General features: G+C 62.8%; 20 protein-coding genes. 12 read left to right on the top strand and 8 right to left on the bottom strand.

What is annotated here, in order from left to right; all coding sequences use genetic code 11:
* Window positions 1–28: 28 nt before the first annotated feature.
* The 7 genes from P2T57_RS12625 to P2T57_RS12595 all read right to left on the bottom strand — a co-directional run bounded on the left by P2T57_RS12625 (window position 29) and on the right by P2T57_RS12595 (window position 10,451).
* A complete protein-coding gene (locus P2T57_RS12625; protein ID WP_276299567.1) occupies window positions 29–1,054 on the bottom strand; it encodes a lysylphosphatidylglycerol synthase transmembrane domain-containing protein in 1,026 nt (341 codons plus the stop codon).
* A gap of 111 nt (window positions 1,055–1,165) precedes the next feature.
* On the bottom strand, window positions 1,166–2,086 hold the full coding sequence (locus P2T57_RS12620; protein WP_276299566.1) for a ketopantoate reductase family protein: 921 nt from the start codon (window positions 2,084–2,086) through the stop codon (window positions 1,166–1,168).
* Window positions 2,087–2,160: 74 nt separating this feature from the next.
* Window positions 2,161–3,705, bottom strand: coding sequence for a hypothetical protein (locus tag P2T57_RS12615; RefSeq protein ID WP_276299565.1), 1,545 nt, complete (start codon window positions 3,703–3,705; stop codon window positions 2,161–2,163).
* 101 nt (window positions 3,706–3,806) lie between these two features.
* Complete coding sequence (locus P2T57_RS12610; RefSeq protein WP_420028498.1) at window positions 3,807–4,145, bottom strand: DUF7130 family rubredoxin-like protein; 339 nt, start codon at window positions 4,143–4,145, stop codon at window positions 3,807–3,809.
* A 476-nt stretch (window positions 4,146–4,621) separates the two neighbouring features.
* Window positions 4,622–9,757: a DNA polymerase II large subunit gene (locus P2T57_RS12605; RefSeq protein WP_276299564.1), complete on the bottom strand. Its 5,136-nt coding sequence runs from the start codon at window positions 9,755–9,757 to the stop codon at window positions 4,622–4,624.
* Window positions 9,758–10,177: a PPC domain-containing DNA-binding protein gene (locus P2T57_RS12600; RefSeq protein WP_276299563.1), complete on the bottom strand. Its 420-nt coding sequence runs from the start codon at window positions 10,175–10,177 to the stop codon at window positions 9,758–9,760.
* Between the two features lie 103 nt (window positions 10,178–10,280).
* Complete coding sequence (locus tag P2T57_RS12595; protein WP_276299562.1) at window positions 10,281–10,451, bottom strand: DUF7556 family protein; 171 nt, start codon at window positions 10,449–10,451, stop codon at window positions 10,281–10,283.
* A gap of 293 nt (window positions 10,452–10,744) precedes the next feature.
* Here P2T57_RS12595 and P2T57_RS12590 point away from each other — a divergent pair, with 293 nt between their 5' ends.
* The 12 genes from P2T57_RS12590 to P2T57_RS12535 all read left to right on the top strand — a co-directional run bounded on the left by P2T57_RS12590 (window position 10,745) and on the right by P2T57_RS12535 (window position 25,559).
* Complete coding sequence (locus P2T57_RS12590) at window positions 10,745–12,586, top strand: ABC transporter substrate-binding protein (RefSeq protein ID WP_276299561.1); 1,842 nt, start codon at window positions 10,745–10,747, stop codon at window positions 12,584–12,586.
* A gap of 213 nt (window positions 12,587–12,799) precedes the next feature.
* Window positions 12,800–13,816, top strand: a complete 1,017-nt coding sequence (locus tag P2T57_RS12585) for an ABC transporter permease (protein ID WP_276299560.1) — start codon at window positions 12,800–12,802, stop codon at window positions 13,814–13,816.
* Between the two features lies 1 nt (window position 13,817).
* Complete coding sequence (locus P2T57_RS12580; protein WP_276299559.1) at window positions 13,818–15,209, top strand: ABC transporter permease; 1,392 nt, start codon at window positions 13,818–13,820, stop codon at window positions 15,207–15,209.
* Entirely contained in the window at window positions 15,209–16,291 is a 1,083-nt protein-coding gene (locus P2T57_RS12575) for an ABC transporter ATP-binding protein (RefSeq protein ID WP_276299558.1), read from the top strand. Before P2T57_RS12580 ends, P2T57_RS12575 begins: the two co-directional genes overlap by 1 nt.
* Window positions 16,288–17,619, top strand: coding sequence for an ABC transporter ATP-binding protein (locus tag P2T57_RS12570; RefSeq protein WP_276299557.1), 1,332 nt, complete (start codon window positions 16,288–16,290; stop codon window positions 17,617–17,619). Before P2T57_RS12575 ends, P2T57_RS12570 begins: the two co-directional genes overlap by 4 nt.
* Window positions 17,620–18,069 (top strand): DUF7555 family protein, encoded by a 450-nt coding sequence (locus tag P2T57_RS12565; protein ID WP_276299556.1) that lies wholly within the window; start codon window positions 17,620–17,622, stop codon window positions 18,067–18,069.
* 215 nt (window positions 18,070–18,284) lie between these two features.
* Window positions 18,285–18,869: a DUF7529 family protein gene (locus P2T57_RS12560; RefSeq protein WP_276299555.1), complete on the top strand. Its 585-nt coding sequence runs from the start codon at window positions 18,285–18,287 to the stop codon at window positions 18,867–18,869.
* A 464-nt stretch (window positions 18,870–19,333) separates the two neighbouring features.
* A complete protein-coding gene (locus P2T57_RS12555; protein WP_276299554.1) occupies window positions 19,334–20,182 on the top strand; it encodes a CBS domain-containing protein in 849 nt (282 codons plus the stop codon).
* The gene (glyS, locus tag P2T57_RS12550) at window positions 20,179–21,930 is read left to right on the top strand and encodes a glycine--tRNA ligase (RefSeq protein WP_276299553.1); all 1,752 of its coding nucleotides are present in this window, start codon (window positions 20,179–20,181) and stop codon (window positions 21,928–21,930) included. Before P2T57_RS12555 ends, glyS begins: the two co-directional genes overlap by 4 nt.
* A gap of 2 nt (window positions 21,931–21,932) precedes the next feature.
* Entirely contained in the window at window positions 21,933–22,517 is a 585-nt protein-coding gene (locus P2T57_RS12545) for a dolichol kinase (RefSeq protein WP_276299552.1), read from the top strand.
* A gap of 141 nt (window positions 22,518–22,658) precedes the next feature.
* Window positions 22,659–25,052 (top strand): DEAD/DEAH box helicase, encoded by a 2,394-nt coding sequence (locus tag P2T57_RS12540; protein WP_276299551.1) that lies wholly within the window; start codon window positions 22,659–22,661, stop codon window positions 25,050–25,052.
* Between the two features lie 198 nt (window positions 25,053–25,250).
* On the top strand, window positions 25,251–25,559 hold the full coding sequence (locus P2T57_RS12535) for a hypothetical protein (protein WP_276299550.1): 309 nt from the start codon (window positions 25,251–25,253) through the stop codon (window positions 25,557–25,559).
* Here the strand turns inward: P2T57_RS12535 and P2T57_RS12530 are convergent.
* The gene (locus tag P2T57_RS12530) at window positions 25,546–25,938 is read right to left on the bottom strand and encodes a universal stress protein (protein ID WP_276299549.1); all 393 of its coding nucleotides are present in this window, start codon (window positions 25,936–25,938) and stop codon (window positions 25,546–25,548) included. The genes P2T57_RS12535 and P2T57_RS12530 overlap by 14 nt on opposite strands.
* Window positions 25,939–25,957: the final 19 nt, after the last annotated feature.

Below are 25,957 nucleotides of genomic sequence, written 5' to 3'. Positions count from 1 at the left end.
AATCTTCACGTACTTACAGCCGACAGTATCAGACGGAATCCACGCCGACCACGCTCACGACGCCGCCGCCGATGGCGATGGGAACCCAGTAGATAGCGCCGCGGAAGATGATGACCGCGGCGAGCGCGGTTCCCGAGGTGACGCCGGCGCTGGGGAGACTGGACAGGAGCGCGACCAGCACGGCTTCGATACCGCCCGCACCGCCGGGAAGCGGCGTGACCCCCGCAATCGCGCCCACGGGGACGACGAACAGGAGGACCGAGAACGGCACCGGGGAGCCGATAGCGACGAACGCCAGCCACAGCGCGACCATCTGGCAGACCCATCCCGCTGTCGAGGCCGCGAGCGCGAGCGTCAGTCCGCGTCGGTTCGTCGCCACGCGCTCTATCGACTCGAAGAACTCGCCGACTCGGGTTTCCAGTGTCTCACGGCTGAGCGCCACATCGACCGGCGCGACGCGCGTGACGAGTCGGAGGAGAGGCGCGAGGACTCGCGCGATGGCGCGCCGGAGGGCGTTCCGGTTCCGCCAACCGAAGATGCCCGCGATGGGGACGGCCACAGAGAGAACGACGATGGCCGCCGTCGCAAGTCGGAGTCTGCGGCCGAACGAGGTCTGGGTGGCGTAGAACGCCGCGCCGCTCAGTGCGAGGACGATGGACGGGATGAAGTTGAGCGAGTCCACGCTGGCAATCGCCGCCAGTCCGCGTTCGTACTCCGTATCGGCGACTTTCGAGATGAGGAGCGCCGTCACGGGTTCACCGCCTGCCTGCCCGAAGGGCGTGATGTTGTTCGAGAACATCGCGCCGTTCAGCACGAAGAACGATTTGGCGAACGACACGTCAACGCCGAGAACGTCGAGGACGGTCCGGAGACCGAACCCCCACGACGCCAACCATCCGAGCGTGACCACGACGATGAGTGCGACTATCTCGGTGTCGGCCTGCCGGAGTTCCGCGACGAACCCCTCGAAGCCGACGAAATACAACAGGAGTCCGAGAATCGCAAACGTCCCGAGAAATCCCAGAACTGTAGTGCGCAACTGCGCGCCGTTCATGGGCGAAGGTCACTTTCTGCACTAATCAGTATGTCGAAATCCCCACTTCGCGGACGCCCGCCCCCGAGATACGTCGGCATAGCTACGTGTCTACGGCGACGCCGACGCAGTTCAATCCTGTGGGCGATCCGCCTCCCACGCCCGGAGGAGATTCGCCATCGTCCGGTTGACCGGGACCGAGACACCGGATTCTCGCGCACGCGAGGCGACGAATCCGTTGATGGCCTCGACCTCTGTCCGGCGGTCGGCCAGCACGTCCTGTTGCATCGAGGAGGTGTTTGCCGCGGTGGCCTCGGCGACTCGTTCGACCGCCCTGACGGCGGCCTCGTCGCTCAGTTCGACGCCTTCGGTGCGGGCCACGCGAGCAGTCTCGCGGCCAGCATCTGTAGCGACTTCGTGCGCGGGACCGTCGAGGACCGCGCCGTTCTCGACCCGAGCGAGCGCCGTGGTGGCGTTGATGCCCGCGTTGACCGCCAACTTCTCCCAGAGTCTGCGGGGCATGTCGTCGGCGACGGTGGTCCGGAGGCCCGCCGCGTCGAACGCTCGGCCCACGCGGTCGGCAGTCGCGGAGGTCCCCCCGCCACGAGGACCGAGGACGACCTCGCCCTCGCCGGTACAGGCGACCACGCCCGGTTCCCGCAACACCGCGCCGTAGGTCACGGTCCCCGCGAGGACCGGACAGTCGAGGCGGTCGGCCAGCACCTCCTCGTTGCCCATCCCGTTCTGGAGCGAGAGCGCGGCGTCGATTCGGCCGGTGGCGAGGTCCTCGGCAGACTCCTCGGTGTCGAAGGCTTTGACCGTCACCACCGCGAGGTCCGCAGAGAGGCCGGTCCCGTCGGTGGTGGCCTCGGGGTGGGCCTCGAAGTCGAACTGGTTGGCCTCGTTTCCAGTCGCGTCAGCGACGCGGAGGTTCTCCTCGCGGACCGCCGAGACGTGGGGATTGCGCCCGACCAGCGTGACCTCGTGTTCGCTGGCCAGCAGACCGCCGACGAGGGTACCGAGGCTTCCCGCGCCGAACACGACGATTTCCATGTCGAGGCCTTGGAACCGGGGGTAGAAAAGTCGGGGCGTCTCGGCGGCCGGGCCGGCCGAATGGCCGGGTCCGGTCAGACCTCCTCGGGGTGATACTCCGCGACGATGGCGTCGTTATTGGAGAACACGACGACGAAGGCGTCGGACTCCTCGACCGACCGAATTTTCCCGGCGGGTTGGCCGTCAGTGTGGAGGTAGAAGTAGTCCGGCGAGACGCTGGCCTCGGTCATCCGGTCGGTGAGACAGGCCGCGTCGTCGCAGGCGTTGAGCGAGAAGTACAGCGACTTCTGTCGTTGCCACTCGTCGGCACCCTCCCACTCGACGCCCCAGTAGCCCACGAGAAGGTTCCGGTCGGAGAGCAGAGGAAGCCACTCGGCGGTTCGTTCACCGGCGGAGACGAACGTCGCGTCGGGGCGCGTCTCCTGCTGAATCCATTCCATCGCCTCGACGTCGCCGTCGCTGAGATGGCTCGGCATTCGATTGCTCGCGTCGAAGACGGTCTGGTACTGGCTGACCGGGTAGTTCGTCACGAACAGCGCGCCAGCGCCGACGCTGTAGGACAGGAGCAGTCCGACCACCGCGAACGAGACGGCCCGGTCGGGAAGGCTGAACTCCAGATTCTGCCGGACGAGGGGGACGAACGCCTCCATCAACAGTTTCGCGCAGACCAGCGCCACGACGACGAACAGGAACTGGGACTTGTGCGTGACGAACGCCAGCAGGACGAACCACGCCGGGAGGAGCCATTCGCGGCGCGCGACCAGTAGCATCATCCCGAGAAGGAACAGCACGTGCCAGAGCGAGAGCAGTTCGGTCCGGGGCGGCACGACCATCAGGAGTCGCGCCGCAGTCGGGGCGATGGCGGCCAGACCGCCGTGGGTCCCCGAGGCGTTGACGAACGGTTCGAGGCCGAAGCGCGAAATCACGGTCACAAGCCACGGGGAGGCGACCACAATCCCGCCGCCAGCGACCGACGCGCCGAGGACGAGTCCGCGCCGACTCCGGTCCACGAGCGCCCAGAAGATGACGTAACTCGCGCCAAAAAAGAGCGCGTAGCGGACGTGACTCAGGAGCGTGAGACCGAACAGCACGGCACCGGCGAGGACGTAGCGCCGACGATGCTCTCGAAAGAGGCGGACGCCGACGTAGAGGCCGGCGAGCGCGAAGAAGTACGCGCCGCCGCGGACCACGCCGCCTGACGAGAGGTGCCACTTGAAGATTTCCGGCGAAGTTGCGCCGATGACCGCCGCGATGCCGGCCTGCCGGCGCGAACCGAGGAGTTCGTAGGCGAGCAGGTAGAACGGGACGAGATAGCAGACGGCGTAGACCTGCGGGAGGACCCGACTCGCCGTCAGCGGACCCATCCCGAACGTCTCGCGGACCGCCGCCAGCACGTAGAACATCAGCGGCGGGTAGGTGAAGGGAAGGCCGCCTTCGGTGTAGCCCGGAATCGTCCGCGGGAGCGAGTAGTCGTTTACAGCGACTTGATTCGCCATCTCGTTGAACAGACCGGCCGTCAGCGTCGGGTACTCGTAGACCGCGAGGTGCCCGCCGGAGAGAAGCGCCGACGCGAGAATAGCCGGGGCAAGAAAGGGGAGATGCCGTCGAAACGGTTTCATTCAGTTTCTACCCAGATTCTAAAATTACATCTACATAATTGTGGTGATACAAAAAGCGTCTCGGCGGGTCGCTTCGACTCGGCGCTATCCGGGCGTCGGCGTCAGTCCTCGGTCCAGTACATCAGGGCCTCTTTGGGTTCGCCGCAGTTCGGGCACTCGTCCGGGATGCCGTCGTCGATTTGGCCCATCTCGCCGCACTCGGTACACCGCCACATCAGTTCGCCCTCGCCGAACTCGTGGCCCGCGCGAGAGTGTTCGACGCTCATGCTCTCGACGCCCTCGCGGGTCGAGACGAAGAATCCACCCTTCTCCAACCCCCGGACGTTCCCGATTTCGTTGCCGTCCTCGTCGTAGACGGTCTGTCCGAAGCTAACTTCGAGCATTCTCTCCTCTGCTTCCGCGTCGCCGTCCTCGGCGGGTTGCTCCCCGTGTCCACTCATGAGACGAAGTACGGCGTCGTCACTCATAAAGTCCGTCGCCGATTTGAACGAGGAGCGAATCGCGGGAACGGTCACGGTGCGCCAGCGACTCTCCGTAGAGCAAGCGTGAGAGACGACGACGAAAGAGTCCAGTTGCCCGGCGAATCACACTAAAGACGCCAAAATATTGTTTTAACACAGATTTAGAAAACTCAAGTATTTGGGGATAATTCCTAAGCGCCACGATGAACGACAAACCGCCGCGGTTGCGGTGCGGTACGCACCAGTAACTCTACCGCGAGCGAACGAACGTGAGCGAGCGGACCAAGGAATCCCTCGAAGAAGCGCCTCTGGCGCTTCTAAGGGGGTGACGCCGTGTCGTCGGGAGCGTAGCGACCGACTGCTCGGAACGCGCGGTTTGCCTTCCGGTGTTCTTCATGAAAGTTTTACCAGCGAGAAATCGCGGCTCTGCCGCGATTTCTCGCGCAGTAAAAGTTTCACATGAAGTCAGCAATACTGCCTTGTTTATTTTTGTCGTTCTCGAAGATGCTTTCGAGCGACCGGTCGAGGATGTCGAGGCGCTGTTTGGTGTACTCCCGGCAGTCGTACTTCTCGGCCACCTGAATCGCCGTCTCCATGTACTTGTTCACCGACCCTTGGTGGACCGTGAGGTTGACCTGCCCGCCGCACTCCCGGCACTCCTTGGTCAGGGGCATCCGGCGGTACTTCTCGCCGCAGTCGAGACACCGCGTCTCTTGGCGCGAGAACGCCCGGAGGTTCCCGATGAGGTCCGGCAGGAAGTGATACTCGATGACGCGCTCGGCCACGTCGGTTTCGTCCACCGACCGAAGCTTTCGGGAGAGTTCGAGTTGGGCGTCCATCTTGTCCATCATCGACCCGAGGGTCTTGTACGCCGAGAGGTCCGGCCCGAGCGCGATGTTCGAGGTGTCGTGACTGTGGTCAAAGCCGGTGTACTCGCGGTCCGTTCCGAGGGTCTCCTCGGCGATGGTCATGATGTCCTCGACGTCCTCGGGGTCGGCCATCTCGCGGGTCTCCTCGTAGAACTCGCGGGGGTACTGCCGCACGATGTCCATGTTGTGGGCCTCGTCGTCGATTTCCGAGGGGTCGATGCGCGAGGACATGACGAGGGGCGCGTCCATCGAGTTGTGGGCGTAGAGCCAGTTCGCAGTGAATATCGGTTCGCCACCGACTTGAAGGTCGTAGAGGTATCCATCGTAATCGACGCGTTCGATACTTTTCACTCGGAGATACGAGAGGTCTCCATCGACGAGCGGTCGAATCTCTTCGAGTTTTTCTTCGGCTTTGTCGGTAAGTCCCCAACTGTCGAGTTTGGAGATGAGTTCTCGGAGTTTCTCTAGCGAGATGTTGTCCCTTCGCTTGAGATACTTCGGAATAAGTTGTTTGACGCCAGTAATATCCATTCGACGGAGTTCCATCAGCGCGTCCGGAACCGTTACGATGAGACTTTTCGGGAGATACGGGTCGTCTCCTTCGAGAATTTGCTCTAGTGGATTATCTTCGGCACCACCCGAAACGACGACAGTATAGATTGGCTGGCGCGTCTCGTCCCGTTCCCGACGAGAGACGTTCGCAACGAGGCCAAGTCGGTGGAGGAGGAAGACAAACCCGTCCTTGACTGCTTCGCTCGTCGTGTGAAATCGAATGCTACTGTAGTTGTCGTCGCTCGAGTGGCTACCATCGCCTGCAAGGAATCCCTCGATGAACGACAGTACCGTCTCATGTGGAGCCTGAAGAATCTCGTCGGGGATGACCTTCTCGCTCGCATCGTACGAGCTACCGTTTTTGAACCCGAGTTCGTAGAGAATGTCCCGAAATACGGCAGGGAAGGCCACTTCGTAGGCTTTGTTCGACCACCGAACACTTGGTTCACAGTCGAAGACGGCAGTAGCGGTTTCGACTACTTCGTCTACGATAGCTTCTTCCGAATTGTGAATGGTTGGTCTCGTTCCAGAGAGTGAGCCCTCGGCGACAAATAGTCCAAGTAGCCACGCGAAGTCCTCGTCTACTTCGATTGTTCGCGTGATTCCGTCAGAGGACCCTTTGAGGCCAATTTTGGCATCGGACGGAACCTCTTCTGGACGGCCTCGAACGATGTCTTCGAATGTTTCGAGGGACAGCTTCGACTTCGACAATCGATACGACAGACCACCATCGAACGCGGCGCGACGCTCGCTACCCCACTCGGCGTCTTCCCAAATATTTCGAAGTGTCTGTTCGACTTCCTCATCAATGAAGACGTACGGGTTTTCCACGCAGTTTGCTACGTCTATCTCGGTTTCCTCGGGTTCGACACCGAGTTCTCGGGGCGCTAGGATAAGGTCTCCCTCTTCGAGATTCTCTCCTGCGACTTCTTCGATTCCATCGTCATATCTGAACAGGCTGTGATTCTCTGTGATTTCGATATGACGACCAAATTGGGACTCTACCTTGAGAAGTTCCTCGTCTTCGTCTGCTTGGTATCGGATCGCCCTCTCGATGGGTTTCGGGGACGCGCTATGCTCGTCATCGAAGGCGTACGTTGTCCAACCTTCCTGAAGACACGTCTTCTTTCGGAACTTACCATCGTGTTCGACATCGCTTTCGAGTTCGTTCCAGAACTCATCGAACGTCATAAACCGGAGATTTCCATCAGGGTCAAACGCGACGAGACGCGAGTCCTCGGCCACGCTTCCACCCCGCTTGTCCGGCAAGTATTCCTTGCTGAAGTTGAGGAGACCGTCCATGAGGAGCATCACGCAATCTTCATCCCCATCGCAGTTGCGGCGCTTCGAGGCGTGGAAATACGGATGAGCGTAACCCACGGCCGCCGAGGTGAACCCGACGATTCGGCCCACGACCGCCGCGGAGGTGTGAGGAGCCATGCCGAAGACCAACTCGCCGACGAGTTCGTCGCGCTCCTCGACCTCGTAGAACGGTTCCAGTCCGTAGTACTGACTCAGCAGGTCGTCCACGAAATCGGCGGTCTGAAGCAGGTGTTCGGCCGCGCCGTCCGAAAGAACGATGTCCTGCACTTTGAGTTCGATTAGTTGGTCGTCGTGGCGCAGGGGGTCGCCGTGGATGTCCTCGTCGTAGCCCAGCGACCGGAAGTGGTCGGCCGTCACGTCGAGTTCCGAGGGGCGGACACTCGTGACGGGCAGGTCGGTCATGTCGTAGCGGACCGTCCCGTCCTTGAACGCCGACACGTCGTGTTTAGCTCTGAGGATGCCCTTCTCGATGGGTTCGGGCGTCTTGTACGACGACGACAGTCCTTTGACGCCTTTGAGCGTGTCGAAGGCGTTCTCGCGCTCGCCGACCGATTCGAGCGCCGACCGGAACTCGTCGTTGATGTCGAGGGTTCGGTACTCGACCGGCGTGGCCTCGACTTCGCATCGGTCGCAAATCGCGCGGCCCGACTCATCCAGTTCGACTACCGAGTCGCAGTCGGGGCACTTGAAGTGGGCGAAGGTGTTGCCGCCGCACTCGGGGCATTGGCACTTGAAGGTGTGTTCCCCGCAGTCCTCGCACTCCCGGCGACCGACTTGGGCATCGACCAGACCGGGCGTACTCTCCATGTCGGGGGCGTGTTTGGCGGCGGCGGCCACGTCGCGCTGGCTACCGCCGGCCTCGCCGATGGGGAACAGGGTGTGGACCGCGGGCGAGAGTTCGCGCTCCTCGGACTTCTCGGGTCTGCCCATCCGGTTGCCGATTCGGGTCGGGGCGCGCTCGCGGACCTCGAAGGGTGCGACTTCGTTTACCGCTCTGTGGGCGTTGTCGCCGTCCTCGTCCTCGCCCCAGTTGCGGGCCTCCGGAGAGAGGTCGTCCCACGTCTTTTCGAGGACGCCCGACTCATCGGCGGCGACGCCCAGCGACTGGGCGAGGGGTCGCCAGTCGGGGATTTGGATGGTCTCCTCGTACTGGGTGTGGGGGACGAGGATACATTCGAGCGCAGTCCGGACGGCCTCGTCGGTGAACTCGATGCGGAGTTCGTCGCCCGCCTCGCCGTTCCCGTGGTCGGCCACGATGTCGCCGTCTGCGACCGCCTCGGCGAGAGCCTCGAACTGGGAGACGGTGAGGTCGTGCCAGAGGTAGGTGAACTTGGGGTGGAGCGGGCAGTCGTACTCGGTGGCCCACGTCAGGGCCTCGTCGGCGCTCGGGTCCGAGAGGTCCACGCTCGGCGAGTCTCGGAGCGCCTGCACGTCGGCACCGGCCGCCTCGAAGTCCTGCACCCACCACTCGAAGGTGTAGGAGGCCGGCGCGAGCGGATGGTTGTTCTCTACGAACTCGCCGTAGTTGACCAGATACTCGCCCAAATCGAGAATCTTCTCGACGCCGTTGCGGAGTTCGAGCGCCTCGTCGGGGTCGTCGATTCTGCGCACGTCGCCGTTGGCGAGGCGCACCGTGGGACCTTCGATGGAGTCCACCGGGACCACGCCCGCGGCCTTGCCGGGGCGCTCGGTCTTGATTTGGGTTCCGGTTGCGAGGAAGTCGTCAACGAGGTGCATCGTCGCGGGGTGGACACCAGCAGTTGCAAATCCGTGGTTTCGCGCTCTGCCGTACCGGAGGCGGAAGCCACCGGACTCGCTGGGGTGGCCGAAGACGGGCCGTCCGGCGATGAGGTCCCGGAGGAACTTCTTCACGGGGTCGGCGCGGGGCGGACCGTCGGGAATCCCGTCGTCGCCCTCGTCCGCGCCGGTCTCCTCCTCGGCCTCGTCGCCGTCGGATTCGTCCGCGTCCTCGTCGTCCGCCTCGGCCTCGTCGTCGCCGTCGTCCTCGCCGATGGTGCCGTCAATGAGGTCCTGCAACCACGGCCAGTCGATTTCGTCCAGATTCCGGGTGTACCGCTGAATCTTGGGAGCCTTGAGCGCGATTCCCTCTGCGAGGACCAGACACATGCCACCCCGCGGGTTGTTGGTGTCCACCCGTTCGAGGTCCCGGAATCCGGAGACCTCCTCGTCGCCGGTAGACTCCCCGTCGAGCATGATTGGCATATGTTTTGCAATGAATTTCGTTTCTTTGTCCTTGGGGGAGTATTGTAAGCCGGTCTCCTTGTCGTAGAGATTTATCTCCTCGGCGTACCGCTCGATTTCGTCGTCGCGGGCGTCGTACTCCGACATGCCGACGAGAGCGCGGGTGTAGTCGGCCACGAGGACCGACAGGGCTTGGGCGGTCCCGCCCGCCGAGCGAATCGGCCCGGCGTAGTAGACGTTGACGAACTCGGTCCCGTCGTCGTTTTCGAGGAGTTCCACCTTGTCGATGCCCTCGATTGGCGCGGCGACCACGCCCTCGGTCAGGAGAGCGACTGCGGTCCGGACCGCGCCCTCGACTTTCCCGGCCTTCGTCTCGTAGTCACCGACCCGGCCCTCGGCGAAGTCCTCGGCGAGTTCGAGCGCGGCTTCTTCCCTACTCATCTCGCCCTCCAACTCGCGGACGCGCTCTGCGACCCCCTCGATGCCGAGGATGTTCTCCACGCGGTCGGCCATGTCCTTGGCGACCGGAATCTCGACTTCGGGCTTGGGGTCACCGCTGTTCTCGCGGGCCTCGCGGGCCACCGCGAAGGCGTCGTCCAAGTCGTCTTCGAGCGTCTCGAAGTATCGCTCGTCCTCCTCGCGCATCTATAGCCAGAGGTCGAGGTCGGTTGGTTCGTCGTGTGCTCGCTCCAACTCGGTCTCGAAGGTCTTCATGTACAACTCGCCGGCGAAGACGGTTGCCGAGTCGAGGTGGCCCGCGAGCGTCTGGCCGCTCCGACGCGAGAGGACGGCGTGGGTGTGGGCGAACCGCTCGCCGTCTAGCCACGAGACGTTCCCGACGCAGGCGGCGACTTCGAGGGGTTCGTCGAACTCGACGTCGCGGTACTCCTGTTCGGACTGGTCGTAGAACCAGATGGTCGCGTCCTTGACCGCGCCCATGGCGACGAACCACGCCGCGTCCACGTCTTCGTCGTCGGCGAGCGATTCGATTTCGTCGCGCCAGTCCTCGTCGTGTCCGAGTCGCGCTACGAACTCGCGGTCCCCTGAGACCTCCCGGTAGTTCATGTTCCGTGGAAAGAGGAGCGGCGGCAAAAAGGTTCAGTATTGGCTCGTTACCAGTTCGAGCGTTCGCACGAAAATCGAGGAGGAAAGACGGACGGAGAGTCCGTTACTGCCAGTCTTGGAGGGCGACGCTTCCGGAGACGGAGACCGAAAGCCACGCGTCGTCGGCGGTCGTGTCTGCGATGATGAGTCGCTCGTTGCGACCATCATCGTCTAGCGAGGCCATGACCTCGCGCTGTGCGACCGAGTTCGACGGGGTGGCCGTGTTGTGGGCCATATGTGACACATGGTATCACGGGTTGATAAACGCTCCGGAACGGCGAACCCGAATCCAAAATCGAAGGGTTCAAATAATGGTAATAGTTACCACAGACCAATACTATCATATTACGTTCAGAACGGGCGGTGGGGACGTTCGAGAAGTTCAAATTATTTCCCCGAGACTAATTCAGAAATTAGCCCGTTGTCGGGGAAATACGTCTAGAGACGTAGCAATTTGGACGTTAAGCAGGGGTTTCTCGGAGAAATAAGCGGTAAGTTTATCCGGTCCGGTTTACAATGGGCGGTTGGATGACAGATACTGACAACCTGAGCCGCCGTCGTTTCTTGCAGGCGACCGGCGGTGCGGCATCGGCCGCGGCCCTCGCTGGCTGTACGGGGACTAGCGACGACGACGACAGTAGCGGTGAGACCCAGAAGGGTCAGGACGCGCCCGACGTTGGTTCGAACTACCTCCGTCTCATCAACTCGACGATGAGCACGCTCGACCCCGTAAAGGCGACCGACACCGCCTCCGGGGTCGTCATTCAGCAAGTCTTCGACGCCCTGATGAACTACCCGAACGGCACCATCGACGTTAAGGGTCAGATTGCCAAGGGCTACGAAACCTCTGAAGACTTCACGACGTATACTCTCAACCTCAAGGAAGGCGTCAAGTTCCACAACGGCGACGAGGTTACGGCACAGGACTTCGTCTACTCGTGGGAGCGCCTCGCCCAGTCGGATAACTCCCGGCGCGCCTACTTCATCCTCGACTCCATCGGCATCAAACACGAGAAGAAGACCGTCACGAAAGACGGCGAGGAGACCGAGGTCTACAAGCCGAACTCGATGAAGGTCACGGCCAAGGACGACTACACCATCGAGATGCAACTCAAGGAGCCTTTCCACGCCACCGTCGAGATGCTGGCGTACACCTCCTTCGCCGCCGTGCCGGAAGGCATCGTCGGCGACATCAAGGGCTACGAGGGCGAGATGACCCACAAGAAGTTCTCGACCGAGAACCCCGTCGGCGCGGGTCCCTTCAAGTTCGACAAGTGGGAGAGCAACACCGAGGCCAAGGTCTCGAAGTTCGAGGACTACCACGGTAGCGCGGCGAACGTGGACGGCGTTCACTGGAACATCTCGTCCAACTCGGACGCGATTTACAACTACGGTATCGTCAACCAGAACGCCGACATGGTGGCCAACGAACAGCTCCCGACCCCCAAATACAACCCGAACAAGGTCAACGTCGAGGAGACCGACAGTCTCGGTCGGAAGGTCGGTACCTACGGTCCGACCAAGGCGGACATGGAGATGGACTACACCGGGTTCGCAACCATCAACGCCTTCTACATCGGTTTCAACACCGACTCCGTGCCGAAGGCAGTCCGAAAGGCCGCCGCCTACGCGCTCAACCAGCAACAGGCCGTCGACAAGGTGTTCAAGGGCCGCGGTGAGAGTTCGTATCACTTCACCCCGCCGTCCATCTACCCCGGCGGAGCGCCCGAGTACACCAAGCACGCCAAGGAGAACTACCCCTACGGCTACAACGAGGAGCGCATCGACAAGGCCAAGGAAGTCATGGAGGAGGCCGGCTACGGCCCCGACAACAAGGCCAAGGTCACGTTCACCGTCTACGAGTCGTCCAGCACGTGGCCCGAACTGGCGAAGCTCCTGCGTGACAAGCTCACCAGCGCCCACGTCGATATGAGCGTCGAGAAGGCTCCCTTCTCGACCCTCCTCAAGCGCGGTCGGAACGGGAACCTGCAGGCGTACTCGCTCGGTTGGGTTATGGACTGGCCCGCACCGGACAACTTCCTTCAGCTCCTCTACCCGCCGCGAACCGACACCTCGCAGTCCGCCCCGGTCTCGTACCTCAACTGGGCAGACACCGACGCCGCGGAGAAGGCGACCAAAGCGTGGGAGACTGTGCAGGCCAACCCCAAGCCGACCGACAAGGCCGAGAAGGCCCGCAACGACGCATACGTCCAGATGGAGGAGGCCAACTGGGAGGACGTCGCCCTGCTCCCGACCTACCACCGCATGGACGAGCGGTTCAAGTACGACTGGGTCGATGCCCCGCGCTTCGGCGGTGCCGGGTTCGACCGCCAGATGTTCAACAACGTGAAGATCGGCGAGCGCAAGTAACGACTTCGACACGGATTTCTTTTTCTCGGGTGCGCTAACCAGATACGAATCGTGTGTAGAGCCAGTAGCGCGCCTGTAAACCGAATTAGCCGGTTAGTGCCCGAAAGCGCAAGACATAATGAGAGGACCCTCAAATTTATCACCCATGTGCGCGGTCCAGTTTGGGTACGTACAATTCGACGGGAGTAGCCGTAGTCGCGGCGGTGGTTCGCCGTGAGCAGGTGGCAATACTTCGCAAAGCGGGTACTGCTATCGGTGCCAGTACTATTGTTCGGGGCTTCGATCACGTTCCTCGTAATTCGTGCCGGGCCGCTCGACCCGGTATCAGCTATTCTGGGACCGCAAGGTGACCCGCAGGCGTACAACGCTATCAGGGACCAACTCGGTCTCGACCAGCCACTCTGGCAACAGTACATCGACTACATGGTCAACATGTTCACCCTGAATTTGGGTGAATCGTGGGTGCTTCAACCCGACACCAGCGTCTACTCGCTGGTCGTCAGTTACGCGCCCCGAACCATCTGGCTGGGATTCTGGTCGGTCCTCATCGCCATCTTCATCGGTATCCCGCTCGGTTTCTACGCGGGACTGAACCCCAACACGTTCAGCGACTACGTCGCGTCGTTCGGCGGAATCGTCTGGCGTGCCATGCCGAACTTCTGGCTGGCCGTGATTCTGATGAGCGTCCTGTCCCAGTCCGAGAAGTTCTTCTTCGGGTTCAACTGGGAGGGCTTTCTCTACGCGACCAACGTGACGGGTCCGCCACCGCTCGGCGACCTCACGTCGGTAGAGGGCTTCACCAAAGCGTTCAAGAAAATCGCCCCGGCCGCACTCGTCCTCGGTTCCGCGTCGATGGGTAACGAGATGCGTATCGGGCGGACCGCGGTGCTGGAGACGGTCAACTCCAACTTCATCGAGACGGCGAGAGCAAAGGGCGTCCCGCCCCGGTCGCTCGTCTGGAAACACATCTTCCGGAACGCGCTCATCCCGCTCGTCCCGATTATCACGAGCGAGGCGTTCATCCTCCTCGGCGGGTCGGTGCTGGTCGAGAGCGTCTTCGACATCAGCGGAATCGGCTACCTGTTCTTCCAAGCGGTCAAGAACGGCGACATGCCGCTGGTGGGGTCGCTGATGTTCATCTTCATCCTCATCGTCGTCCTCATCAACATCATGCAAGACTTCCTGTACACGATAATCGACCCGCGAGTCGGGTACGACGGAGGTGCCTAAGATGAGTGTAGACCAACAAGACGACGCGCCACTCCGAGAGCGAATTCAAGAGAACCCCGGCCCGGCGCTGAAGTGGTTCGCCGGTGCGCTGTTGCTGTTCTCCTTTGAGGCAGGCGCAGTCATCAACTTCTTGACCGGACTCGTCGGTGCTCCGGTTGACCTGCCGACGCTCCTCACGCGAGACCTCATTGCGAACAACGGCTATCAGACGCCGGGCGGAGCGTGGAAGGAAACCTTCCTGAACCTCGCCCCGGCCTACGCATGGGCGATTCGAGTCGTCCTCGTCTACGCCTACGCGTTCATCTGGATGCTCTGGCTCTGGCGAGGCTATCTCGTCTTCCGAGAGCATTACCGCTACGCCGACTGGACGCCCCGCGACGACATGGTTGACCGCCTTCGCGGCCACCGGTGGGGTCAGTTCGGCGCAGTCATCGTCTTCGGGTTCATCGTCCTCGCGCTGTTCGCTCCGGCGCTGGGTCCGACCACCGTCGAACGGACGATTTCGAACCCCTACTCACACCACATCGAGTACTACAACGACCAAGGCCAGTTGGAGAACATTACGGTCGGGTCGGCCAACCTCGGGTCGCGCTCGCAGGGGACGCCCGACCGGAACGTCGGACCGATGCAGTACGACGATTTCGGCCGGTTCCACCCCTTCGGGACATTACCGACAGGGAAAGACATGTTCACCTTCATGGCGGCCGGTGCGAGGGTATCACTGTTCATCGGTCTCATCTCCATCGGGGTGAGCGGTCTCATCGCGGTGGCGTTCGCGCTGTTGACGGCCTACTACAAGGGGCTGGTAGACCTCGCGGTGGTCATCGTGGGTGACTCAATCATGTCGTTACCCAGACTACTGTTCGTGATGCTGTTATCGGTGGTCCTCGGGGAGACGTGGATAGCCGACATCTACAGCGGCGGGTTCGTACTGGCGCTCATCTTCGCCGGAACGGGATGGCCCTTCCTCTGGCGGTCGGTGCGTGGGCCAGCGATGCAGGTCTCCGAGCAGGAGTGGATCGACGCCGCCAAAAGCTTCGGTCAACGACCCAGAGTCACGATGCAGAAACACATGGCCCCCTACATCTTGGGCTATCTGCTGGTGTACGCCTCGATGACTCTCGGCGGTATCATCGTCGCAGTCGCCGGCCTGTCCTTCCTCGGACTGGGTATCAACCCGCCGACGCCCGAGTGGGGCCGAGCGGTCAACATCGGCCAGTCCTACGTCACCACGTCGTCGTGGCACATCTCGTTCATCCCCGGCGTGATGATTGTGCTGGTCGTGACCGCGTTCAACGCGCTCGGCGACGGTATCCGCGACGCCATCGACCCGCAGAGTGAGGGCGGCGAAAGCGACGGTGCCGAAGTCGCGGCCTCCGGAGGTGGTGCCTGATGGCACAGCAAGAGTCCTCCGCGGTCCGAAGCGAGGAGGACGCCCTCCTCTCGGTAGACAACCTCCAGACCGCGTTCTTCACGGACAAGGAGGTCATCCGCGCGGTGGACGGCATCAGTTTCGACATCCACCGGGGCGAGACGGTCGGTATCGTCGGCGAATCCGGGTCTGGCAAGAGCGTGACCGCGCGGTCCATCATGGGCCTCGTGGACTCGCCGGGCCGAGTGCTGAAAGGGAGCAGTATCACCTTCGACGGCGAGGAGCTAACCGACAAGTCCGAGAAGCAGTATCGGAACCTCCGGGGAAGCGACATCGCAATGGTCTTCCAAGACCCGCTGACCTCGCTCAACCCGGTGTACACGGTGGGCAACCAAATCAAGGAGGCCCTGCGACTCCACCAAGACCTGCGAGGCGCTGAGGCCACCGACGAGGCCATCAACCTGCTCGAAGCGGTCGGAATTCCGGACGCCTCGCGGCGCGTCAAGGAGTACCCCCACGAGTTCTCGGGCGGGATGCGCCAGCGCGCCGTCATCGCCATGGCGCTGGCCTGCGACCCCGAACTCCTCATCTGCGACGAGCCAACGACCGCGCTCGACGTGACGATTCAGGCCCAGATTCTGGAGTTGCTACAGGACCTGCAGGACGAGCGAGACCTCGCCATCATGTTCATCACCCACGACATGGGTGTCATCGCAGAGATTTCCGACCAAGTGAACGTGATGTACGCGGGCGAAATCGTCGAGAGCGCGCCGGTCGAAGAACTGTTCGAGAATCCGCGTCATCCCTACACGCAGGGCCTCCTCCAGTCGATTCCGGGCAACCAGCCAGACGCCGACCGGCTCTCGACCATCGAGGGCGACGTGCCGACGCCCAACGAGGCCGCGACCTACTGTCGGTTCGAACCGCGGTGTCCGAAGGCGTTCGAGGACTGCACGCACGTCCACCCCTCGTCGGTCGAAGTCAACAGCGAGGCCGACGACCACACCGCGGCGTGTCTCCTCTATCCCGAGGACGCCTCCCAACAGGAGGCCGTCGAGTTGCACGAGCAGAGAGAGAGCCAGCGAGAGGTGAGTGAACGATGAGCGAGCAAATCCAACAGGAGTCCGTCAGCGTCGCCACGGGCGAGACGCTCGTAGAGGTCAACGAACTAAAGACCTACTACGACGAGGGCGGAATCGTCGATTCGAATCCCGTCAAAGCCGTCGACGGCGTAGACTTCGAAATCAAGCGCGGGGAGACCCTCGGACTGGTCGGCGAATCCGGGTGTGGCAAGACCACGCTCGGCCGGACGCTCATCCAGTTGGAGGACGCCACCTCTGGCGAAGTGCTGTTCGACGGCACCGACATCACGGAGCTATCCGGGAAGGAACTCAAAGACTGGCGGCGAAACAGCCAGATGGTGTTCCAAGACCCCGAGTCGAGTCTCAACGACCGGATGACCGTCGGCGAAATTATCCGGGAACCGCTCGACGTTCACGACTGGAACACGCCCCAAGAGCGCAGAGAGCGCGTCCGGGAACTGCTGGACGTGGTGGGGCTTCAACCGGAACACTACTACCGGTACCCCCACCAGTTCTCGGGCGGTCAGCGCCAGCGTATCGGCATCGCGCGGGCGCTGGCGCTCGAACCCGAGTTCGTCGTGCTGGACGAACCGGTCTCGGCGCTGGACGTGTCGGTGCAGGCCCAGATTCTCAACCTGCTGGAGGACTTGCAGGACGAGTTCGGCCTGACCTACCTGTTCATCGCCCACGACCTCTCGGTGGTCCGCCACATCTGCGACCGAGTGGCCGTGATGTATCTGGGCAACATCATGGAACTGGGCGACACCTCCGAGTTGTTCGAGAACCCGAAGAACCCCTACACCCACTCGCTGTTGTCGGCGATTCCGGAACCCGACCCGACCTCGCAGAAAGAGCGGGTCACGCTTCGCGGGACGCCGCCGAGTCCGCGCGACCCGCCGAAGGGATGTCCGTTCACGACCCGGTGTCCGATGAAGATTCGGCCCGACAAGTATCAGGACATGGACGCCGACACGTGGGTCGCCATCGAGGTGTTCCGCGAGGTCCTGCGCGAGCGGTCCCGCGCCGACAAGTCCCTGACCGAGCAGGCCAAGGAGATGCTCGGGATGGAAACCCGGTTCTCCGACATCGGCGAAATCAAGCGCGAACTGTTCGAGGACATCGACCTGTCGTCGGACGTCGAGCGCCACATCGACCAAGCCGCCGGGTACGTCGAGGAGAACAAGGAGGACGAGGCCCGCACGGTCCTGCGCGAGGAGTTCGGCAGTATCTGTGACTCCGAGAGTCCGGACCACCACGTCGTCAGCGACACCGGCCGGGTCAGTCACTGTCACCGCCACAAGTCCGAGTACACTGACCCCGACGAGTTCGTCCCCTACACCGAGCGGTAGATGTCTCAGTCCACGACCTCGCGGCGCGCACGCCAAGCCCTCGACGCCGTGACCTACGGCATCGCCGTGGCCGCAGTGGTGTTCGTCCTCGGGGCGCTCCTCGGATTCCTCCTCGGCGGCGGCCTCGTGACCGCGAAGTTCGTGATGTTCGTCGTCGGTATCCTGCTGTTCGGCTACGCGACCTTCCAACTCCGGCCCGACGCGCCGTGGGACACCAAAGAGACCGACGACGGCAAGGTCAAAGTGACCAAAAACGAGCCGTCCGGGTCGGTCATCGGCGGCAGGGACGAGACCACGTTTCAGGCGATAGTTCAGCGGATTCCGCCGCTGTCGCAGTACTCGCTCCCGCCGGAGGAGCGCCTTTCGGTCGGCGCGAAGTTGTTCGTCGCCAGTCTGGCCACGCTCGCGTGGTCGTTCCTGATGGAGACGGTCTTCGGCGTCGTGGCGTAGGGCGACGTAGTTCTTCGTTTTCGAAAACAATCTGTACCATAGTTAGACGCGCTTCTCTATTTTCTAAAGAAGCGTATAGATTGCTCTGAGTCGTGCGGTCGGCGCTCCAGCGAGCGTCGTCTCGACCGATTCGGACGACGGACTCCGTTTCTCGGTCGTCCTTCGTTGGTCCCCAAACAACAGTTTTTACCCGCAGTAGGTCGTCAGGCGGACACATGCCAAAGACTGGGGAAGGTGACGACAAACCCGATTACGCAGAGCAGATTGCCGCGAGTTCCGACGTTCACAAGGGCGCGTGGCAACGCACCCTCGACGACATGGCGGCGATGGCCGAGGACCTCGAAGACGAAGGGTGGGACGTCGTGACCATCGGCGCGGGCCACACCGCGCCGACCAACCCCGATTCGGGCGAGACCGACCGCTGGGGGTTCGTCCACGTCGTCCCCGACAACAAGGCCGAACCGTTCGCTGAGGCCGTCGAGACCGGCAAGTTCCCCGAGTACCGGGTGTTCCGCAACGAGATGCAGGGCCGCATCTTCATGCTCACGCAACTGCTGGACCCCGAGTCGGAGACGGCCATCCTCATCGCGGGCAACTTCGAGGTCCGCCACGCGCCGGGCCTCGTCAAGACCGCGCTGAAAGAGGACATGATGTACACCCACGTCCAGACGTTAGACCAGACCCACCTCGGGTCGTTCCGCCACGACGACGTGGAGAAGTTCTTCCCCGACCCGCACAAGTACGCGGGCTACGACGTAGACTTCGAGGGCGCACTGGACGAGGACGACGAGGCGGAGTAAGACGAAAGTTCGGGCTAGAAGCCGCACTCTGAATTGCCAGTTTCTCCTCGTTCGTCTTGGTCGTCTTCAGAGTCGAACGGAAGGTTCGGTATCACGATTAGCAGTGGGAAGGTTCCGAGAAGCTAGCTTCAGGCGTGAACAACGCCGTCTACCGCAACCGCACCGCGACCGCAGGCCACGTCCTCCCCAACCGATTGCGGTCTCTGCGAACCACGTTCGCAGATCAGCGAGACGCGTCGCGTCTCGCCAGCCTCGGGGTTCGCATTCGCTCACACCCTGCGGTCCTCATCCCTCGCGCGGTTTGGCGCGGCGAGCAAGCCGCCGCGCAAGCGCGCGCCGGAGACAATTATAAATAGGCACGAGACGCTAATCGTCCTCGAATCCCACGAAATCGGTCTCGGCGGCCACCAGAGCGAATGTCCGGTTCGTAGACTACAAGGCGTCCCAACCCGTATCGCGCGAATATGAAAGTCGGCGAAGCCATGACGCCCCGCTCGGAGGTCGTGACCGTGGAGCTTCCGGGCACCCGCGACGACGTGCTAGAGTACCTACAGGAACGCTCGTTCTCGTCCGTGCCGGTCGTGAAGAACACGGGCGGAAGCGAGGAGTTCCGCGGCCTCATCTCTCGGGACGACCTCATCGAGAACCCCGACGAGGACCAACTCGCCATGCTGATGCGCGAGGTCCCGACGACCACCCAAGACACCACCATCGAGGAGGTTGCGGACCTGATGGTCGCCGAGGGAGCGCGCAGAGTGCCGGTCGTGGACGGCGAGTTAGAGGGTATCGTCACCGTGACCGACGTGGTGCGGGCTATCGCCGACGGGGACGCGGACGGCGACGAACAGGTCGGCGACATCGCCTCGCGCGACGTGAACACCACCTACGACGAGGTGCCCCTGACGGTCGCCGAGCGCGAACTCTACTACGCGAATCTGCCCTACGCGGTCGTCCTCGACGAGGAGGGCGAGATGGACGGCGTGCTGACCGAGGTGGACATCATCGAGGTCGCTCGCGTCGTGGAGGGCGAGGACGACACCGGCGACTCCATCGCCGACGAGGACGACGACTGGAAGTGGGAGTCAATCAAGGCAGTCGGCAAGCGCTACCTGCCGACCCGGAACGTCGAGATTCCCGCCGCGCCCGTCGAGGAGTTCATGACCCACGACGTGGTGACGGTCTCTGGCGAGAAGACCGCGAAAGAGGCCGCCCAGATGATGCTCCGCAACGACGTCGAGCAGATTCCGCTGGTGAACGGCGACCGACTCACCGGCATCGTCCGGGACATCAACCTGCTGGAGGCGCTCCGATGAGCAGTTCTGACCTCGTGGAACTGGCCAAGCGCCGGGGCTACTTCTTCCAGTCGGCGGGGGCCTACGGCGGCGTCTCGGGGTTCTACACCTACGGTCCGCAGGGCGCGACCCTCAAGGACAACATCGAGAACTCGTGGCGCGACCGGTTCCAGCGCCGGGAGGGCCACCGCGAAATCGACGCCCCGACCGTGATGCCCGAACCCGTCTTCGAGGCCTCGGGCCACCTCGACACCTTCGACGACATGCTGGTCGAGTGCCCCGAGTGCGGCGAGAGCCATCGGGCCGACCACCTCGTGGAGGACAACACCGACATCGAGGAGGCAGAAAGCATCTCGATTCCGGACATCGAGGACCTCATCGCCGACCACGACCTGCAGTGTCCCAACTGCGGTGCCGAGTTGGCCGGCGAACCCGTGGACGACTTCAACCTGATGTTCGAGACCAACATCGGACCGGGTAGCTCCTCGCCGGGCTATCTACGCCCGGAGACGGCGCAGGGAATCTTCGTGGAGTTCCCGCAACTCGCCGAGTACGCCCGGAATCAGCTACCGTTCGGCATCACCCAAATCGGCAAGGCCTACCGGAACGAGATTTCTCCTCGCAAGTCCATCGTCCGGGTTCGGGAGTTCACGCAGGCCGAGCTGGAACACTTCATCGACCCGACCGAAGACGAACCTGACATCGAGCGCGTGGCGGACGTGGAGCTACCCCTCTACCCCGCGGAACAGCAAGCGGAGGACGGCACCGAGTACGTCCACAAGACGGTGCAGGAAGCGGTAGACGAGGGCCTCGTCAACGAGTGGGTCGCCTACTATCTGGGCGTCGGCAAGCAGTGGTACGAGTCCATCGGCGTGGACATGGACCGATTCCGGTTCCGCCAGCACCTCTCGGGCGAACTCGCCCACTACGCCGCGGACTGTTGGGACGCCGAGGCCGAAGTCGGCGGCGACTGGATAGAGATTACGGGCTACGCCTACCGGAGCGACTACGACCTCTCGAAGCACGACGAGTACTCCGACGACGACTTCACCATCTTCAAGCAGTACGACGAACCGAAGGTGGTCGAACGCGCCACCGTGGACCCCGACATGAGCTACCTCGGCCCGGAGTTCGGCGGCAAGGCGGGCGACATCGCCGACGCCCTCGAACAACTCGCCGAGCGCGACCGGTCCGCCTTCGAGGACGAGGAGGTCACGGTCGAAATCGACGGCGACGAGTACACCCTCCCGACCGAGAAGACCGGATTCGGCGTCGAGGAGCAGAAGGAGACGGGCGAACACGTCATGCCCCACGTCGTGGAACCCTCCATCGGTATCGACCGGGTTATCTACACGGTCCTCGACCACGCCTACGGCGAGGACGAAATCGAGGGCGAGACCCGCAAGCGCCTCTCGCTCGAACCCGAAGTCGCGCCCACCTTCGTCGGCGTCTTCCCGCTGATGGACAAGGACGGCATGGGCGAGTTGGCCCGCGAAATCACCGACGACCTCCGAGCAGAGGGTCTGGACGTGACCTACGACGACTCGGGGAACATCGGTCGGCGCTACCGGCGACAGGACGAGGTTGGCACCCCGTTCTGCGTGACGGTTGACTACGAGGCGCTGGAGGACGATACGGTCACTCTCCGCGAGCGCGACTCGACCGACCAAGTTCGAGTCCCCGTCGCGGACCTGCCCGATGTCCTCGCGGACCTCCGAGCGGGCGAGACAACCTTCGCGGAACTGGACGCGCCGACTGCCGAACAGTAACCGTGTCACTCCACAGCGAGGTCAAGCGCCGACTCGTCCACGTCTCGGGGACGGGCTATCCGGCGCTCTACCTGTTGGGCCTCGCCAACTACGACCAGTTACGACTCTTGCTCGTGGCGAGTTCGGTCGGCGCAGTCGTGTTAGAAGTAATCCGACTGTTCGTCGGCCTCGACTGGCGCATCTTCGACGAGTTGACCCGCGAGTACGAACAGGAGAACCTCGCTGGCTACGCGCTCTACATCTTCGGGATGACGGTGGCGGTGCTGGCGTTCTCGCCCCGCATCTCGATTCCCGCGATGCTGATGCTCACCATCGCCGACCCAATCAGCGGGTTGGCCGGGTCCGGCGAGTTGGGCGTGAAAGCGACACACACGCTCCTGCTGACCTTCGGGGTGTGTCTGCTCATCACCAGTCTGTCGGGGCTTCCGCTGGTCGCCGCGGTCCTCGGGGCGCTGTCCGCCACGCTTGCCGACGGCATGAAGCCCATCATCGCGGGCTACGTGATAGACGACAACATCACGATTCCGGTCGTCTCGGCGGTCGTGATGTACGTCGCACTGCGGTTCCTGCCGACCGTGACGGTGTGAGAACCACCGAAAAGGATTCTTTGGACGTGTTTTTAATTCTTTGAGCAATATTTTCATTCACCTGCGGTGACTCGGCGGCGAGTTTCACTTTCACCCCGATAGGCGAACGCTTTAATCACTTGCCGACCAACCCCGGTGTGAATGGCGACCACCGGGGACCAGCAGTACGTGGACCACGAACTTCTCGCCGGGGAGTTCATCGAGCGGCGGATGTACCAGTTGCAACTCGCGGGGTCGGCCAAGGACGACCACACGCTGGTCTGTCTGCCGACCGGACTGGGCAAGACCACCGTGAGTCTGCTGGTGACCGCCGAGCGACTGGCCGACGTGGGGGGAAAGAGCCTGCTCCTCGCGCCGACGAAACCGCTCGTCCAGCAACACGCCGACTTCTACCGCGAGGCCCTCCAGATTCCTGACGAGGACATCGTGGTGTTCACGGGCGAAGTGTCGCCCGACGACCGAACCGAACTCTGGCAGGACGCCTCGGTGGTCATCGCCACCCCGCAAGTCGTGGAGAACGACCTCGTGGGAAGCAGAATCGACCTCCGCGAGGTCACCCACGTCACCTTCGACGAGTGTCACCGCGCGACCGGCGACTACGCCTACAACTACATCGCCGAGCGGTACCATCAAGACGCCCAGAATCCCCTCGTGACGGGGATGAGCGCCTCGCCCGGCGGCGACGAGGAGGAAATCCTCGAAGTCTGTGAGAACCTCGGCATCGACAACGTGGAGGTGATGACCGAGGAGGACTCCGACGTGGCCGAGTACACCCACGAGACCGACGTGGAGTGGGAGCGCGTCGAACTTCCCGACGACGTACTCGAAATCCGGGACGCGCTGAACGAGGTCGTAGAGGACCGACTGGAGAAGTTGAAGGAACTCGGTATCACCAACAAATCGAGCGCGAACCTCTCGGAGACCGACTTGAAGAAGATGCGGGCGGAACTCCAGCAACTCATCGACAACGACCAGTCGGAGGGGTTCAAGGGGATGTCCGCCCTCGCCGAAATCCGAAAGCTCAGGACCGCAGTCACCTACGTCGAGACCCAGAGCGTCGAGGCCCTCCGGCGGTACTTCGAGCGCCAGCGCAACGCCGCCAAATCGTCGGGCGCGTCGAAGGCAAGCCAGCGGTTCGTCTCCGAACCCAAAGTCAAGGAGGCGATGCGCAGGGCCGAAGAGTACGACGACCTCCACCCGAAATACTCCCGTGCCCGGATGCGAATCGCCGAGACGCTGGGCATCGAGAACGGCGAGCGCGTCATCGTCTTCACCGAGTCGCGCGACACCGCCGAGGCCCTGACCGAGTTCCTCGGCGAACACTTCGACACCCAGCGGTTCGTCGGACAGGGCGACAAGGAGGGGAGCGACGGGATGACCCAGAACCAACAGCAGGAGGTCCTGAATCGCTTCAAAGCCAACGAGTTCGAGGTGCTGGTCTCGACCTCTGTCGCCGAGGAGGGTCTGGACGTGCCCGAGGTGGACCTCGTGCTGTTCTACGAACCGGTTCCGACCGCGATTCGGTCCATCCAGCGCAAGGGCCGGACCGGGCGACAGGCCAAGGGTCGGGTCGCCGTCCTCCTCGCCGAAGACACCCGCGACGAGGCCTACTTCTGGATTTCCAAGCGCAGAGAGGACGAGATGGAGTCGGAGATGCGGAAACTCAAGGGAGTCGCCGACGAGGTTGAAGAAGAACTGGACGACTCCCAGAGACAACTCGGCGACTTCGATACCACCAGTCCCGACAGCGAGACAGACAGCGGGCGCGACGTGGACCCCGGTCTACAGGAGTTCGACGCCGAAGACGGGCGTAGCGAGAACGGCGGAGAAGACGAAAAAGATAGCGACGAGGGCGTCGTCGCCACTGCCGAACCCGACGACGAGACGGTCGAAATCGTGGCCGACCAGCGCGAACTCGACTCGACCATCGCGCGGGACCTCTCGACCCGCGAAGGCATCGAGACTCGCCTCGAAACCCTCTCGGTCGGCGACTACGTGCTGAGCGACCGCGTGGTGGTCGAGCGCAAGTCGGTCGGCGACTTTCTGGACACCCTGACCGGCGGCGACCGGTCGATGTTCGAGCAGGTCGGCGACGCGACCCGCCACTACGCCCGACCGGTCGTAATTTTGGAGGGCGGCGGCCTCTACGAGGAGCGCAACGTCCACCCCAACGCCATCCGGGGCGCGCTCTCGTCGCTCGCGGTGGACTTCGGCGCGAGCGTCCTCCGGACCGAGGACGAAGACGACACCACCGACCTGCTGGAGGTCATCGCCACCCGCGAGCAGGAGGCCGACGACCGGGAGGTGTCGGTCCACGGCGAGAAGGCGAGCAAGACGCTGGCCGAGCAACAGGAGTACGTCGTCTCGTCCATCGCCGACATCGGTCCCGTGACGGCACGCTCCCTGCTGGAGAAGTTCCGGACCGTCGAGGCCGTGATGACCGCCCGCGAGGACGATTTGCTGGAAGTTCAAGGCGTCGGTGAAGTCACCGCCGAGCGCATCCGGGACGTTATCGGGAGCGAGTACGACCGGTAGTGGTACCACTCGGTTGCGAACGATTGTGAACCGTTATCAAAATCGGTGGTTATCGCCCGAGGGTTTCGACTCTCCCGCGTGCGAAACAGTCTATTATGCCGCCGTAGGACCGGATTAATACGGCGTTTTCGTCCCAAACTGAACGAAACGGCCGGGGCGACTTAAGCCCCTAAAGCGTCTTGATTCGATACCGAGTAAATGAGCTTCCAACAGCCTTCCAGCGACGACGGCAGGGCGCGCGTCGATTCACTCTACGGTGAGTCGAGCAACGACACCCGCGAAGCCAGCGACGAGCGGACGCTGTACGGGGAGCCGTGCCACGAAACCGGATCGGAGTACGACGAGCAGACGCTGTACGGCAAGCCCCAGCACGAGACCCGCGACGACGAGCGAGAGCTTCCGGACCTCGAACTCCTGTTCGCCCGGATGCGCGCCGAGTCCGCCGCCGGTCCCGCCGTTCTGCCGCCCCGAGCCGAGTCCACGAGCGCCGAGACTACGGAACTATAGTCACCGGCACCGACTCTTCTTCGACGACCGTGTGCGCCGCGCTACCGAGCATCATCCTCTCGACAGCGCCCGCTCCGTGGTGGCCCATGACCACGTGGTCGTAGCCGCGTTCGGCGACGAGTTCGAGAATGTCCTTGCCGACCTGATTCGCGGGCCGGAAGGAGAGGTCCACGTCGGTCGAGACCTCGGGTTCGTCGGCAACACCCTCCTCGCGGAGTCGCTTCCGAGCGCGCTCCAGAATCTCGGCGGTCGCGTCGGTCTCGCTGTCGGAGACGTGAACGACGTGTAGCGACGCCTCGAATCGACGGGCGAACTCGATGCCGAAGTCGAGCGCGCGGAAGCTACATTCGGAGCCATCTATCGGGACCAGAACGTCCATAGCAGACCAACGGCCGACA

The sequence above is a fragment of the Halorussus lipolyticus genome (assembly GCF_029338375.1).
In the GTDB taxonomy this organism is placed as follows: Archaea; Halobacteriota; Halobacteria; order Halobacteriales; family Haladaptataceae; genus Halorussus; species Halorussus lipolyticus.
Note: the sequence above shows the minus strand (reverse complement) of the source record. Positions and strands in the feature narration are given on the sequence as shown.

What these genes read in the sequence shown, in the direction of transcription:
- P2T57_RS12605 (WP_276299564.1), bottom strand. Translation starts at nt 9,757, where the DNA reads ATGCGCGAGGAGGACGAGCGATACTTCGAGACGCTCGAAGACGACTTG.
- P2T57_RS12575 (WP_276299558.1), top strand. Translation starts at nt 15,209, where the DNA reads ATGGCACAGCAAGAGTCCTCCGCGGTCCGAAGCGAGGAGGACGCCCTC.
- P2T57_RS12565 (WP_276299556.1), top strand. Translation starts at nt 17,620, where the DNA reads ATGTCTCAGTCCACGACCTCGCGGCGCGCACGCCAAGCCCTCGACGCC.
- P2T57_RS12580 (WP_276299559.1), top strand. Translation starts at nt 13,818, where the DNA reads ATGAGTGTAGACCAACAAGACGACGCGCCACTCCGAGAGCGAATTCAA.
- P2T57_RS12625 (WP_276299567.1), bottom strand. Translation starts at nt 1,054, where the DNA reads ATGAACGGCGCGCAGTTGCGCACTACAGTTCTGGGATTTCTCGGGACG.
- glyS (WP_276299553.1), top strand. Translation starts at nt 20,179, where the DNA reads ATGAGCAGTTCTGACCTCGTGGAACTGGCCAAGCGCCGGGGCTACTTC.
- P2T57_RS12540 (WP_276299551.1), top strand. Translation starts at nt 22,659, where the DNA reads ATGGCGACCACCGGGGACCAGCAGTACGTGGACCACGAACTTCTCGCC.
- P2T57_RS12570 (WP_276299557.1), top strand. Translation starts at nt 16,288, where the DNA reads ATGAGCGAGCAAATCCAACAGGAGTCCGTCAGCGTCGCCACGGGCGAG.
- P2T57_RS12590 (WP_276299561.1), top strand. Translation starts at nt 10,745, where the DNA reads ATGACAGATACTGACAACCTGAGCCGCCGTCGTTTCTTGCAGGCGACC.
- P2T57_RS12530 (WP_276299549.1), bottom strand. Translation starts at nt 25,938, where the DNA reads ATGGACGTTCTGGTCCCGATAGATGGCTCCGAATGTAGCTTCCGCGCG.
- P2T57_RS12535 (WP_276299550.1), top strand. Translation starts at nt 25,251, where the DNA reads ATGAGCTTCCAACAGCCTTCCAGCGACGACGGCAGGGCGCGCGTCGAT.
- P2T57_RS12555 (WP_276299554.1), top strand. Translation starts at nt 19,334, where the DNA reads ATGAAAGTCGGCGAAGCCATGACGCCCCGCTCGGAGGTCGTGACCGTG.
- P2T57_RS12600 (WP_276299563.1), bottom strand. Translation starts at nt 10,177, where the DNA reads ATGAACTACCGGGAGGTCTCAGGGGACCGCGAGTTCGTAGCGCGACTC.
- P2T57_RS12620 (WP_276299566.1), bottom strand. Translation starts at nt 2,086, where the DNA reads ATGGAAATCGTCGTGTTCGGCGCGGGAAGCCTCGGTACCCTCGTCGGC.
- P2T57_RS12615 (WP_276299565.1), bottom strand. Translation starts at nt 3,705, where the DNA reads ATGAAACCGTTTCGACGGCATCTCCCCTTTCTTGCCCCGGCTATTCTC.
- P2T57_RS12610 (WP_420028498.1), bottom strand. Translation starts at nt 4,145, where the DNA reads ATGAGTGGACACGGGGAGCAACCCGCCGAGGACGGCGACGCGGAAGCA.
- P2T57_RS12560 (WP_276299555.1), top strand. Translation starts at nt 18,285, where the DNA reads ATGCCAAAGACTGGGGAAGGTGACGACAAACCCGATTACGCAGAGCAG.
- P2T57_RS12595 (WP_276299562.1), bottom strand. Translation starts at nt 10,451, where the DNA reads ATGGCCCACAACACGGCCACCCCGTCGAACTCGGTCGCACAGCGCGAG.